This window comes from Candidatus Cybelea sp., from assembly GCA_036489315.1.
Taxonomy (GTDB): domain Bacteria; phylum Vulcanimicrobiota; class Vulcanimicrobiia; order Vulcanimicrobiales; family Vulcanimicrobiaceae; genus Cybelea.
On record DASXFZ010000009.1, the window covers coordinates 13,356 to 26,998 of the forward strand.

General features: G+C 64.8%; 11 protein-coding genes. 4 read left to right on the forward strand and 7 right to left on the reverse strand.

Going from position 1 to position 13,643, the window contains the following annotated elements; all coding sequences use genetic code 11:
• Positions 1-53 precede the first annotated feature (53 nt).
• Complete coding sequence (locus VGG51_01445; GenBank protein ID HEY1881688.1) at positions 54-1,601, forward strand: APC family permease; 1,548 nt, start codon at positions 54-56, stop codon at positions 1,599-1,601.
• Here the strand turns inward: VGG51_01445 and VGG51_01450 are convergent.
• From VGG51_01450 to VGG51_01470, 5 genes are all read right to left on the reverse strand, one after another.
• A complete protein-coding gene (locus tag VGG51_01450) occupies positions 1,598-2,674 on the reverse strand; it encodes a copper amine oxidase N-terminal domain-containing protein (protein HEY1881689.1) in 1,077 nt (358 codons plus the stop codon). The genes VGG51_01445 and VGG51_01450 overlap by 4 nt on opposite strands.
• A 17-nt stretch (positions 2,675-2,691) precedes the next feature.
• Positions 2,692-3,195, reverse strand: coding sequence for a GNAT family N-acetyltransferase (locus VGG51_01455; GenBank protein HEY1881690.1), 504 nt, complete (start codon positions 3,193-3,195; stop codon positions 2,692-2,694).
• On the reverse strand, positions 3,179-4,090 hold the full coding sequence (locus VGG51_01460) for an NAD(P)-binding domain-containing protein (protein ID HEY1881691.1): 912 nt from the start codon (positions 4,088-4,090) through the stop codon (positions 3,179-3,181). Before VGG51_01460 ends, VGG51_01455 begins: the two co-directional genes overlap by 17 nt.
• A gap of 29 nt (positions 4,091-4,119) precedes the next feature.
• Entirely contained in the window at positions 4,120-6,174 is a 2,055-nt protein-coding gene (locus tag VGG51_01465) for a S9 family peptidase (GenBank protein ID HEY1881692.1), read from the reverse strand.
• 243 nt (positions 6,175-6,417) lie between these two features.
• Positions 6,418-7,668 carry a hypothetical protein gene (locus VGG51_01470; GenBank protein ID HEY1881693.1) on the reverse strand — a complete coding sequence of 417 codons (1,251 nt, stop codon included), beginning with the start codon at positions 7,666-7,668 and terminating at the stop codon, positions 6,418-6,420.
• A gap of 196 nt (positions 7,669-7,864) precedes the next feature.
• Between VGG51_01470 and VGG51_01475 the strand changes: the two genes are divergently transcribed.
• Entirely contained in the window at positions 7,865-8,740 is an 876-nt protein-coding gene (locus VGG51_01475) for an AraC family transcriptional regulator (protein HEY1881694.1), read from the forward strand.
• 21 nt (positions 8,741-8,761) lie between these two features.
• Here VGG51_01475 and VGG51_01480 read toward each other — a convergent pair whose 3' ends face one another.
• Entirely contained in the window at positions 8,762-9,889 is a 1,128-nt protein-coding gene (locus VGG51_01480) for a cyanophycinase (protein ID HEY1881695.1), read from the reverse strand.
• Positions 9,890-10,004: 115 nt separating this feature from the next.
• Between VGG51_01480 and VGG51_01485 the strand changes: the two genes are divergently transcribed.
• Positions 10,005-11,198, forward strand: a complete 1,194-nt coding sequence (locus tag VGG51_01485) for an inner membrane CreD family protein (protein ID HEY1881696.1) — start codon at positions 10,005-10,007, stop codon at positions 11,196-11,198.
• A 51-nt stretch (positions 11,199-11,249) separates the two neighbouring features.
• Positions 11,250-11,951, forward strand: a complete 702-nt coding sequence (locus VGG51_01490) for a CADD family putative folate metabolism protein (protein HEY1881697.1) — start codon at positions 11,250-11,252, stop codon at positions 11,949-11,951.
• Here the strand turns inward: VGG51_01490 and VGG51_01495 are convergent.
• Positions 11,936-13,618 (reverse strand): amidohydrolase, encoded by a 1,683-nt coding sequence (locus tag VGG51_01495; GenBank protein ID HEY1881698.1) that lies wholly within the window; start codon positions 13,616-13,618, stop codon positions 11,936-11,938. The two genes, VGG51_01490 and VGG51_01495, sit on opposite strands and share 16 nt — an antisense overlap.
• Positions 13,619-13,643 lie beyond the last annotated feature (25 nt).

The window sequence follows — 13,643 nt, forward strand, 5'->3', positions numbered from 1 at the left end:
TTGGGGTGCCTACCGGCGGGTGAACTTCCAAAACAAGCGCGAAAGCACCTGGCGTGGTCAATGCGCCAAACGAGGGGGATCGTCTCGCCGCGCTCGGTTACCGCCAAGAGCTTTCGAGAGTACTCTCACTCTTCGATAACTTCTCAGTAGCCTTCAGCTACCTGAGCCCGATGGTGGGCATCTACTCCCTCTATACGCTCGGACTGGGCACCGGAGGTCCGCGCTATCTCTGGACGATTCCGGTCGTCGTCGGTCTGATGATGCTCGTAGCGCTGGTCTTCGGGGAGCTCGCCAGCGAGTATCCGCTCTCGGGAGCGCTCTACCAATACGGCAAGTACAACGTCGGGCCGCGCTATGGATGGTTTATCGGCTGGATCTATGGTTTTGCGCTGCTCGCGACCGTAGCATCGGTCGACTCGGGGGCGGTCGGGTACGTGACCTCGCTCTCGAACATCTGGTTCGGCACGCACTTCGATCCGGCGAACCATCTCGCGATCTTTACGATCGCCGGGGGCATCATCGTTCTTTCGGCGATCTTGAACTGGATCGGCGCGAAGGTCATGGGGCGGGTGGCGCGCTTCGGCGTCTACGTCGAGACGATCGGAACGTTCGGCGTCTTCATTGCGCTTGCGATCTATGGGTTCCATCAGCATCCCGGATTCGTCTTTTCCACCCAAGGCGTCGAGCATCTGAAGAGTAACCCGTTGGGGCTGGACTTCGGCGGAAACTGGTGGACCGGTGCGGCGCTAGTCGCGGTGCTCGCCAACGTCTACATCTTCTACGGATTTGAGTCGGCGGGCGACATCTCCGAAGAGACGATCGAGGCGCAGCGCCAGGTTCCCAAGGCGATGCGCACCGCGCTGCTCTACGGCGGAATCGCGTCGTTCGTGCTCGTTGCGGGGCTGCTGCTCGCAACACCCGCCGCCGGCATCGGCGGCGTCGTCAGCGGCGGCATCAACAGCATCCTCGCGGTGCTGCCGAAGTGGCTGCAAGACTTCTTCCTCGTGATGGTGATCGTTGCGTTCTTCAGTTGCGGCACGGCGGTGCAGGGTGCGGGCGCTCGCGTCGCCTTCGCGCTGGCGCGCGACGGCGCGCTGCCCTTGAGCGCCAAGATCAAGCAGATCTCGCCGCGGCACCGGACGCCCGGCAACGCGATACTCGTCGGCACGATCGTTCCGTTTCTCTTTCTGCTGCTCGTCCTGGTCAATCCGAGCAGGCCGGTGCACGTGCTCTGGTTCGACTATCCCGCTAACGTCAACGCGCTCTACGCACTCGTATCGTTCGCAACGTCGGGAATCTATCTCGCCTTCTTTCTGACCGTCTTCGGGGCGCTCATTGCGAGAGTGCGCGGCTGGCGCCCGAGCGGAGTCTTCTCGCTCGGGCGCTGGGGAGTTCCGGTGACGGTCGGCGGCGCGCTCTACTTGATTCTGATGCTGCTCGACATCGTCTGGCCCGGCCCGTTATCGGGCGGCCGTGCCGTCTTCAACTACGGCTGGATTACGCTGCTCGTAATGGCGCTGATCGTCGGCGCCGGTGCGCTCTACGAATCGATCGCGCGCCCCGACCGGCGCGTCGCGGCCCACCGCATCGATCGCGACTAGTTGTTCAGCCGCAGCTGCAGCGTCGTCTCCGTGCTGCGTGAAGTCGAAGGATCGGTGGCCGTGATGCGTACGCGCACCGACTGCTGGCCCATCAGCGTCGTCAGCGTCACCTTGATTCGAAAGTTGCCCTGGCCGCCGGCGGTCGTCGAACCTCTAAACTGACCGTTGAGCGACGGCGTCGCACCGGCGGTAACGTCGATCCGCGCGTAGGGTACGGTACTTCCCGCAACGACAAACGTGCGCCCCACCGCGGTATCGGGAGCCGGCTGATTGATCGTCAGCGTGATCGGTACCGGGGCCGAGCGCCGTACGCTAAACGACCACGCGCGGTCGAAGGGCGCCCCGCCGACGTCGCGTCCGTCGATACGCACCGTATGCGAGCCGAAGTCCAGCGGCGCCGGGGGTTTATACGAGAATCCCGTCTGCGATACGCCGCTGCGGTCGGTGATGTTGTTGCCGTCGAGCCGCACGCGAACGCTGCGCGGGGCGACGCGATGCGTAAACTCGGCCGAGATGACGATGAAGCGATCGTTCACGACCGCGTCGGGCGCGGGCTGGCGCGCGCGCAGATTCACGATGCTGTTGGGCGGCGGATTCGGCGGCGGCGGGGGCTCCGGCGGATACGGCCGCGGCGGAACCGGGCCCGGGCCAGATGCACCGACGATCGCGACCACGCGCGTCGAGGCATCGTAACCGACCTGCGCGCCCAGCGACTGCGCGACGAAACGCAGCGGCACGTACGTGCTCGCTCCGACGATGAACGGGGCGACGTCGAGAATCTGCGCCTGGCCGTTCACCGTTGCCTGCGTGGAGCCGATCTGCAGCGAGACCGTCGTGCTCCCCTTCGTCGCGTTGATCGTGCCCGAAGCGTAAACGACGGCGGCGCCGAGACGCTCAAAGATTCCGCGCAGCGGAACGAAGACGCGACCGCTGCGTTCGATCGGTCCGGGATTGAGATACATCGGCTGGCCGTTGACCGTCACGGTAACGGTCTGAGCGACGACGGCCGTCGGGCCGGCCGCGAAAAGCGCGGCTAAAAGAACGACTACTTGAGTCCGGCGAAATAGCAGCATGGGTCAGAAGTTCCCGCTCACTTGCTCAAAGCCTCGTACTTTTCGACGTCGCGCCCGAAGTGCCGCGCAAGACCGCAGGCCAGCATTCCGCAGTGCTGCATGACGGCGATCGAGGCGCGATTTTCGGGAAACGCAACCGCCACGATCCGCGTCAGCGCGTGGCGCGCAAACCCGTCGCTCAGAAATGCGCGCGCCGCTTCTGTCGCCAGACCGCTGCCCCAGAACGGTACGTCGAGGATATAGGCGACCTCGATCTCATCGCCGCCTTCGAGATGTCCGAGCCCGGCATGGCCGGCCAGGGCGCCGCTGCCCTTATGCACGAGCGGATAAAAGCCGAATCCCTGACGCTCTTCGAGCTCACGCATCCGCGCGAGGATTTGCCGCGTGCGCTCCGGATTCCAAACGCCTCCGGGAATGTAACGCATCACCTCGGGTTTTGCATAGATGGCGGCGGCCGCGTCTGCATCGCCGTCTTCCCAGCGGCGAACGATCAGCCGCTGCGTTTCAAGAACGATGCTCACGGCGTTCGTAAGCGTCGACGACGAGCCGCGCGGCCGCAATGTCTTCGACGGCGAGCCCCACGGATTTGAAGACCGTCGTCTCCGCCGGAAGGGCCGCTTTGCTGCCCGCGAAGATCTCACCGATCTCAGCATAGATCTGCGCCAGCGGTACGATCACGTCGCCGGCTTCGGCCAGCGCCGCCGCGCGCGAGTCGACGACGACCGTATTGCGCATCGCCTCGTCGTCGAGCTCGCGCCAGTCGGGCCGGGACGAGCCAACCGCGTTAACGTGCGCGCCGGCTTTGAGCCATGCGCCGCGCAGAATCGGCTCGCGCGCGGCCGTTGCCGTGACGATGACGTCGGCGCCGCGAACCGCCGCTTCGGGGCTCGAAACGGCGACCGCGCCCCGTTCGCGGGCGAATGCCGTTGCGTGTTCGGGCGTACGGCTCCAAACGCGCACCTCGGCAAAGTCGCAGACGTGGCGCAGCGCCTCGAGATGCGCGCGGCCCTGGACGCCGCTGCCGAGAATGGCGAGCACGCGGCTCCCGGGCGCCGCCAGATACTTCGTGATCGCCGCCGAGACGGCGGCGGTGCGCATCTCGGTAATCAAGCGGCCGTCCATCACCGCAAGCGGCTCTCCGTTATCGGTGCGGTAGAGCACGATCGTCGCTTGGTGCGTGGGAAACTCCGTGCCGGCATTGACGGGATAGAACGAAACGAACTTCAGCCCCATCACGTCGCCGGCGACGGCCGGCATCAGTCCGACGTAGCGCTGCCGTTCTTCGATCGTCAGCACGGTGCGCAGCGGCTGTAGAACCGCTCCTCGCGAAAAATCCGCCAGCACGCGCTCCATCGCGCCGATGAGTTCTTCCCAGCGCAGCAGCGCGCGTACGGCGGGCTCGTCTAGGAAGAGCATCCTTCGACTCGGCTAGGACGACACCGGCGTTAGATATATTTCTTGAGCCAGTCGAGGATGAGGTGCAGACGTTCGACTCTGTGGATGGGCGCGCCGGTGCGCGAGAGGTCGTGGTTCTCATCCGGCACGGCAACATACTGGACCGTTCGCCCGAGGATCTTCAGCGAGGTGAACTCCTGCAGCGTCTGGTCGATCGGGGTTCGCGTATCGTCTTCTGAGTGCAGGATCATCAGCGGCGTATGCACGTTTGCGACGTAGGTCAACGGTGAGAACTTCGCATAGAGCGTGCTGGCGGGATCCCACGCCGGCCCCATCGTGTAGTAGCCGCCGGCCAAGCCGTTCTTGCCGGCGAAGTCCGCGGCGAGATTCTCGCTCTGCATGTTGCTGACAACCCGTTCGGCGACGGCGGCTTTGTAGCGGTCGGTGTGCGAAACGACCCACAGCGTCGCGTATCCGCCGTAGGAACCGCCGAGCACGGCGAGGCGCGAAGCATCGACCTCCGGCCTGCGCACCGCCGCATCCATTACGGCTTGAGTGTCGGCAAACATCGCGTCGCCGTAATTCTTTTCGAGCGACTCTTCGAAGGCGTAGCCATGCCCCGTGCTGCCGGCCGGGTCGCAGAACACGACGTTATATCCCATCGCGGCGTAGAGCTGGAACTCTTGGAAGAACGTGTCGCCGAACTGGGTCTCCGGGCCGCCGTGAATGTCGAGCAGCGTCGGATGCTTCTCGCCGGGAGAACCGGTCGTCGCCGGCATAAACCACGCTTGTACCGCAGAGCCGGAGGGATCTTGCGCGCTGAACTCCTGCGGCGTCGAAAGCGTAACCGAGGCGAGGTATCCGCGATTTACCTCGGTGATCTGCCGCGGCGTCCCGCCGCCTGTCGGGGCCACGTACAGGTCCGCGGGGTGCAAAAAATCGCTGTAGAGATAGGCTACGCGGCTTCCGTCGTGGGAGACGGTGCAGCCCCACGCTTCACCCTTGGGCGCCGTGACGTTGGCCAGCGCCCCGCTCGCGAGATCCAGCATGCGCAGGTTCGAATAGCCGGGACCGTCGACGTTGAGCAGCGCGAGCTTAGCGCCGGGAAGCGGTGAGAGGCAGAGTCCCCCGCCCTCCTTCATGTCGGCGAGCAGCGAATCTCCCCACGAAACCGTGTTCTTTTCGACGATGACCCGGCGATCGGAGCCGTCGCGATTCGCCGAGACCAAGGCCGGAAGCTCGGCGGAGTCTTTGACGTCGTTGCTCAGGTAGTATACGCGGCTGCCGTCGCTCCCAAAAGTAACGCCGAAGTTTGCGGGCAGCGGAGAGGCGACTTTCTCCATCGTGCCGCCGGTCGACGGGATCGTATAGACGTCGTTTGGCCCGCTGTCGACCGACTCGTAACGCAATGAGTCGAAGAGAATCGTGCCGTCGTCCGGCGACCACGCGTCGAAGCCTTCCGAGTACTTGCCCGACGTCAACTGTTTGGGATGGGAACCGTCGGCGTCGACGATCCAAATGTGCGTATGCGTATCGTAGACATATCCTTGGCCGTTGGCTTGGAAAAAGAGCTGATCGATAAAGCGGACGTCGCTCTTCTTCTGAGAGTCCTTCGGCGTAAACCCGGCCTTGGCAAAGTCGATCTGCGCGGCGGGCGCGGGATCGGTGTCGCTGACGGCCAGCGCGATGCGGTCGCCGCGGTGCGAAACGACCGGACTCGCTACACCCTGCTTGATGTCGGTGAGCGCGACGATTTTTCCGCCGGCAAGCGCGTAGCGATAGAGCTGCGGTTTCTTCTTCTCGACGCGGCGCACGAAGACGAAGCTTCGGCTATCCGGCATCCAAGCAAAATCGCCGTCTCCCACGTGCTTGGTGACGTTGGGCGAAAGCTTGCCCGTCGACACGTCGACGAGCTCGATCGTGCGATCGTATGTGTCTTTCGGTCCGTTCATCCGCGAGGCTTCGACGAGCACGTGGGCGCCGTCGGGCGAGATCGCGGGCGAACTCAAAAACGTGAATTTGAAGAGATCCTCAGGCGCCACCGGCGCGGCCGAAACGGCCAGGGGATAGAGGATCAGAGCGAGGAGCAAAACGGCCAGGCGCATGCCCTTTATACAGCACGCGCCCGGCCGCGGTTTCCTAGACTTGCGGTCCCCAACCCGGGAAGATGCGGCTCGACATCATCTCGGGGATGCGGACCCGCGGGCGGGCCTCGCGGGGAAGCTCTTTGGTCGAGGGGTTGGTCTGGTACGTCACGATGCCTCCATCAGCAGAACTCTTAAAGATTTAGTTGTATGGTACTGCAGGCCGAAAGCGTTGTCAACTAAATCTTTAAGAGGTGCTTGCCCTCAGTTCGGGACGGCAAGCACCGTGACCAGCGTCGGGTTGGAGGCTGGGCAGGCGCTGCTGACCAGCTCGCAGGCTTGCCCGGCGATCTCACCGCGGTCGCTGATGCCGCCGACGCTGACCAGTCGCAGTTGCGGATAGGCCTGGGCGAGCAGCTTCGTGAGATCGGTCAGCGATCCGTTCTGCCAGAGGTAGACGTCGGAACTTGGAATCGAGACCCCGAGAACGTCGCCCCGGTTGTCGATCGAGGTCGGCTCGCTCAGTGAGTCGCCTGAGAGCGTACCGATCTGCGTCGGCCGCGAGTTTGGATTCGTCCAAATGACCGAGACGAAATCCGGCTGGCCGTGACGATCGGCCTTGCCGCGGCGATTGAGAAACCCGACGATCTGCCCGCGATCGTTGATTGGCGTCGGCGTGTTCCAGGAGCGCCCGCCGATCGTTTTGAGCGCGAGCGGCTTGTGGTGTCGCCAGAGTACGGCGTGGCGGGCCGTGAAACGCCCGACGGCCTGATCGCAGATGCCGGAGATGCCGACGACCTCGCCCCAATGGTTGATCGCCGTTGCGGCGCCATCCGGATCGGTCTTGCCCCCAACGGTGAGCGTCGGCAGCGCGGTTGCCTTACGGGTCCTCGCGTTCCAGGTGGCCGGGAGAAACTGCAGCACCTGCGGCGCGACGCAGGTCGAATCGTGCTTTTTGGTCTCCGCCCAGCCGGCGACTTCGTCCTGATTCATGCCGGCGCCGTAACCGTTGTTGCCGCCCAGCGTCGGCAGCCGCAGCATCTTGCCGTCGCGCCAGATAAAGCCGAGGCACGTGTCTCCGGAGCTTCCGCCATCGGGAAGAAAGTCGTGGCAGCTCCAGCTCGTGCTCTCGCCCAGCGGATCTTTCATCGAGGTCTCCGCAATGCCCGAGACGTAGCCCGCGTCGTTTTCCACCGGCCACTCGACCGCGCTGTTGGGGCCGCCGAGCGTGCCGAGATCGGTGACGCCGCTGCGGCGCCAGAGCGCTGCGTGCATCGTGGTGTTGCCCGAAAGGAACGACGTCCCCATCGCCTGCCCACGCGAGTCGATCGTGTTCGCCGCGCTGTTCGTGCCGCCAAGCGACGGCAGCACGCTGACCGTGTATTGGGTTCCCGAGCCGGCCGAAACGACGCGGCTGGGAAGCTCGCCGATTCTGCCGGTATCGCCGGCCCCGGATGCCGAACACCCGCCGGCCGCCAGCACAAGAACCGCTGCACTAATGATTGCTCGTTTCACGTTTGCCCTCCAGTTCGGTTTTGAGCAAGCGTAACGAGGCGAGCCTCGCCGTCGCTCACGTTTGCCCGCTGCGGAACACAAACCGATTGGAAACTATTCGAAATCGTTAGAATTTGGGCGACGCGGCGTGCTGCAAGGCGCTACGATCGCGGCGATGAGTGTCACGCCGCTTTGCCGAAGGTTATTTATCTCTACGATGGACGCGCGATCGGAACAACGTTATTGGCTCGATCGGCCGCTCGAGGTTCTCTCGCGCGTCACCAGCGCCGATCGTGGTTGGGCGGGCTTCTCCGCCTCGCTCATCCGCGTCGCCGGCGGCACGAGCCGGCCGGTGACCCTCGCGCGCCATAACGTCACGATGCTCGTCGGCCGGCCGTTGCGGACCGTCGCCCGTTGCGACGAAACGATGGACACGCGCCTGCAGCGTCCTGGAGAGTTCGACATCTTACCGGAGCGCTCGTCGGTCGAATGGGTCGATCAAGGAAGCTCGCTCTTTCTCGCCGTCGGCCTGCAGCACGACCTCATTGCGACAACCGCGATCGAAATGGGGCTCGATCCCGATCGTGTTGGATTTATCCCGCAGCTGACGTGCCGGGATCCGCAGATCGAGCATCTGCTCTGGGCGCTCAAGGCCGAGTTGGAGTCGCAGGCGCCGCACGGGCGCATTTACGCCGATAGCCTCGGCATCGCGCTTGCCTCGCAGCTGCTGCGCCGCTGGAGCCGCGCGTCGCGCGAGCGCCTCGCCGGCGGCTTGCCCGATCGCGAGCTCAAACGCGTGCTTTCCTACATTCACGAGCAGCTCGGTGCGGAGCTGACGGTAGCGACGATCGCGCAAGTTGCGGGCGTCAGCTCATCTCACCTCAACGTGCGCTTCAAGCAGTCGATGGGAACCTCCGTGCACCAGTACGTTTTGCGCAAGCGCGTCGAGCGCGCTGCAGAGCTGCTCGCGCGCACGCAGCTCTCGATCTGCGACATCGCGCTGCAGTCCGGTTTTGCCAATCAAAGCCACATGGCGCTGCTGATGCGCCGGTTCATCGGTGTGACGCCGGGGAGGCTGCGCGCCGCGCGCTAGTGCTCCGGAGAGCCTAGCGGGCTAGCATTTCGGAATGCGGCTCGTCTTCGGCGGCTTGTAGGGATCGTGCGGCGTGTAGATCGCGCCCTCGCGCTGCGAACCGTCGACGCGAACCTCGTAGGTCGGCTCGCGCCCGCACCAGGAGTTGAAATCGAAGGAGTCGCCTTGACGGCTCAGCTTCGTGACGACGAGTCGCCCGGAGATGAACGGCAGCCCGGGGACGATTTGCTTTGCGGGGCCGCCGCGAATCAGGAACGCGGATCCACCCGTGCCTTGCAAGAGGAGCGTTCCGATGCCGCGTTTGTCGACCACGATGCCCGCGGCTTCGTCGACGCCGACGCCGAGGACGTCCGCGGACGGCGCAAGCCTTCCGTCGGCGATCTGGCGCGCCATGAAGACCGCGGTGCGTCCGAAGCGATTGCGCGTTACGAAGTGCTGATCGGTGATGACGTGCCGCAACGCCGGAAAGCGGAAGAAACCGTAGGTGAAGCTGATAATGCGCTCCCACGGATGGCGCACGGCGTTCTCGGTCCTCGTGTTCCGGTCTCCTTCCGCGACCGCGTCGAAGACGTACTGGCCGAGAATCGCTTCACCAGCGCTCGTGCCCCCGACGACCCCGCCCCACGCATAAACGTGCTCGACGGCTTGCTGGATCGGCGTGTGCTTCCAAATGACGTAGTCGGCTTGATTGCCGCCGGCGAACCAAACGGCTCCCGATCGCTCGACGATCGCCGCAGCGGCGCGCAGCGTCTGCGCGTCCGAACACGTCGGGATCAGCAGCGTTCGCACGGAACGGTACGGCGCGATCCGGTAGATGTAGCGGTCGTAGTCGTTATTACCCGTCGCCCGCAGGACGACGAGGTCGCCGGCGCGTTTGGTCCCGGCGCCCGCGATCGTATCCTGAATCCAAACGAACTCGCCCTTGACGTCGAGCCCGCCGCCGCCCAAGACGAGCCCCGGCCCGTGCAGCGGCTCGCGCTGCGGCTTCAGGGCGCCGCGCGGCTTGTAGAAAATCGGTCGGCACGGACGCCCCGGCTCGCGGATCACTGCCGGGGCGAGCGGCTGCAACGGCAGCGGAACCGGCGCACCACAGGCAGCGGCAGCTAGGCTTGCCGTTAGCGTCGCGCCGCGGATCGCTTTGCTTATCACATCAGCCTCCGAGGCGTGAGTTCCCTTCGAACCCCTTGCTTCCCGGCTTTACTCTGTGGTACAAAGTATCTAACTTTGCATCGCAAAGTATTCGGACCGCGCTCGAGGAGAGAGCATGTTCAAACGCCTGGCCGCCACCGTTTTCATCTTCTGCTCGGCCGCCGTTGCCTGGATGATTCTCGGCGCAACCCTCGTCGCGCGCACATCGGACTCCGATTCGAGCCAGCGACAGAAGCTGACCGCACAGTGGGGAAGCGCGCAAACGCAGCTCGCACCGCAAGTAAGTGCGCGGGTCGCGGTCGACACCTACAACAAAGATAAGCGACGCGTCGAGCGCGGCTACGAAAGCCTCGGGGTGCCGTTGAACGGCAGCCTCGTCGACGTCAACCTGCACCTCGAGCAGCGTCGCGACGGGCTGCTCTGGTACAACCTTTACGCCGTGGGCTTCAACGCCCGCTACCGGATCCGCAACGTAACGACGAGCCGCGAGCTCTCGGTCCACTTTCCCTTCCCTTCGACCGACGGCACCTACGCCAACTTTTACTGCACGATCGGCGGCCGGCGCGTGAGCAATCCCAGCGCGCTCGATCAAGGGTACGTTGCGTTCGACCTCGCCCCCGGAGCCGAAACGACGATGAACGTCGGCTACACGTCGCGAGGCATGGGAACGTGGGTGTACCGATTCGGAAACGACGTTGCTGCGGTCAACGGCTTCACGCTCACGATGACGACGGACTTCGGTGCGATCGATTTTCCGCCGCAGACGCTGCTTCCCGATCCGCCGGAGGAGCGCGCCGGCAAAGGGTGGCGTCTCCATTGGCACTACGCGACGCTGGTAACGGGCAACGGCGTCGGCATGGCGTTTCCCTATCCGCTTCAGCCCGGGCCTCTCGCCCAGCGAATTACCTTTTGGGCTCCCGTCGCGCTCTTCTTCTACTTCTTCGTCATGCTCGTCATCACGACGCTGCGCGGCATCGATCTGCATCCGGTGAACTATTTCTTTCTCGCAGCGTCGTTCTTCGCATTCCATTTGCTCTTCGCGTACCTCGTCGACCGCATTGCGATCGAGGCGGCCTTCGTCATCTGCTCCGCCGTCACGCTCTTCCTGACGATCTCGTATCTGCGGCTCGTCGTCGGCTGGCGCTTTGCCGCGATCGAGAGCGGCCTCGCGCAGCTCGTCTACCTGATCCTCTTTTCGTATGCGCTTTTTAACGAGGGCTGGAGCGGGCTTACGATCACGATCGGAGCGATCGTCACCCTCTTCGTCGTCATGCAGCTAACCGGCCGGATTCGCTGGAGCGAGCGCTAGCGGCCGATGTGTGCGCGAGGGTCGCCCCGGTGACGGGGAGAAGCCCCGCGCATGCAAACCATTGAATCGCTGACTTTCAAGGAGCAGGTACAGCGCGCCATCGAGCGGCGCCATCTGCTCACGCACCCGTTCTACGTTGCCTGGACGAAGGGCGAACTCTCGCGCGAGCAGTTGCGGCAGTATGCGGCTCAATACTTTTACCACGTGCTCGCGGAGCCGGCCTATCTGAGCAACGTCCACTCGAACACCCCGCACTTCGCTTCGGATGGAACGCCCGATCTAGCCGCGCGTCAGGCCATTCTGGCAAATCTGATCGACGAAGAGTTCGGCCCGAAGAATCATCCGGCGCTCTGGAAGCGTTTTGCAGCGTCGCTGGGCCTCTCCGACGCGCAGCTCGCCGCCACGCAGCCGCTGCCGGCGACCCAACAGCTCATCGACACCTTCACCGAGATCTGCCGCAACCGCCCGTACTACGCGGGCTTGGCCGCGCTGCACGCCTTCGAATCGCAAGTGCCGGCGATCGCCGCGGTCAAGATCGAGGGGCTGAGAAGATTCTACGGCTTCGACGATCCGGCCGGCTTCGAGTTCTTCAGCGTGCACGAAGCGGCCGACGTCGAGCACGCGGCTGCGGAGTGGGCGCTGATCGAGCGCGCTGCAGACTCACCCGAAAAACGCGCTGAGGTACTCGCAGCGACCAACGACGCCTGCGAGGCGCTCTGGGGCTTCCTCAGCGGCGCCTACGAGGCCGCATAGACCACCTTCCCGCCAAAATACGTCGCGAGGATGGCCGTCTGCATAATCTGCTCGGGCGGCACGGCCATCCAGTCGCGATCCATCACCACGAAATCGGCGTACTTGCCGGCCGTTATCGAGCCAATGACGTCCTCCTGAAAGTTCGCGTAAGCCGCCCAGATCGTCATCGACTTGAGCGCTTCGCCGCGCGTCATCCGCTGCTGCGGATACCAGCCCCCGGGCGGCTCGTTCGCTTCGTCCTGGCGGGTGATCGAGGCGTGGAACGTCCGCAGCGTATTGACGCGTTCGACGGGTGCATCGGTGCCGTTGGCGACGATCGTGCCGGTATCGAGCATCGAACGCCACGCATACGCGCCTTCGAGGCGCGCCGCCCCTAACCGCTCGCGCGCCCAAGCCATATCGCTTGTCTGGTGCGTCGCCTGCATCGAAGCGATGAGCTGCAGTTCTTTAAAGCGCGGAATATCGGCGGCGGCGAGCACTTGCGCGTGCTCGACGCGAAACCGGTGACCCTCGGCGGGCACTTTACGCAGCGCCGACTCGTAGGCATCGAGGACCACGCGGTTTCCTCGATCGCCGATCGCGTGAACGCTCATCTGAAAGCCGCCCCGCAGCGCGCGCTCGGAGACTTCTTCGATGTGCGCCTGCGTCGTTCGCAGCAGTCCCACGTTGCCGGGATCGTCATCGTAGGGCGCGAGCAGCGCCGCACCGCGCGAGCCCAACGCGCCGTCGGCGAAGAGCTTGATGCCGCGTACCCAAAGCTGCCCGTCGTACGCGCCGGAAACGGGGCCTTCGCTCAAGACCGTTGAGATCAACTCGGGGTCGTCCTCGACGCGCGTGTAGTTGCGCAGACGCAGCGCGCCCGTCGACGCGAGCTCGCGGTAGAGCCCAAGGTCGGCCGCGCTCGTGCGCGCTTCACCGATCGCGGTGACGCCCCAGCGATGGCACTCCGCAGCACCCGAGAGCGCGGCGCGGCGCAGTTGCACCTCCGAAGGAGGCGGGATGACCGCAGAGACGAGCGAGGCCGCGTTATCGATGAAGACGCCGGTTGGATTGCCGGCCCCGTCGCGCACGATGCGGCCGCCGGGCGGATCGGGCGTCGCTTTCGTCACCCCGGCCAACCGCATCGCCGCAGCGTTGACGAAGAGCGCGTGACCGTCGACGCGCTCGAGCGCGACCGGCCGGTCCGGCAGCGCGGCGCTGAGTGCTTCATGCGTGGGGAATGCCTCGCCGGCCCAAAGGTTCTGATCCCAGCCGTCGCCGACGATCCAGCGATCGGGCGAGGCTCCGGCAAAGGCGACCGTCGCGCGGATCAACTCCTCGAACGAACGCACGCCGAAGAGCGGCAGCTCGTGCAGTGAAAGCCCGAGCTGCGTGAGGTGAAGATGCGCGTCGATCAGTCCCGGCAGCACCGTCTTTCCGGAAAGCTCGAGCACGCGGGTCTGTGCTCCTCGCAGCTTCGTGACCGCGGCGATGCTGCCGACCAGAACGAAGCGGCCGCCACGCACGGCGAAGGCCTCGGGCGAAGCGTTGGCGTCGTCGACGCTGTGAATCGTCGCGCCGGTGACGATCAGATCGGCCGGCGCGTTCTGGGCATCGGCCCGAGCGGCTGAAAGCCAGGGCGCGCCGAAGAGCGCGAACAGCGAACGAAGGAACCTGGGCCTCTGCACGAATTACTCGTTGCTTTCTTTCGCG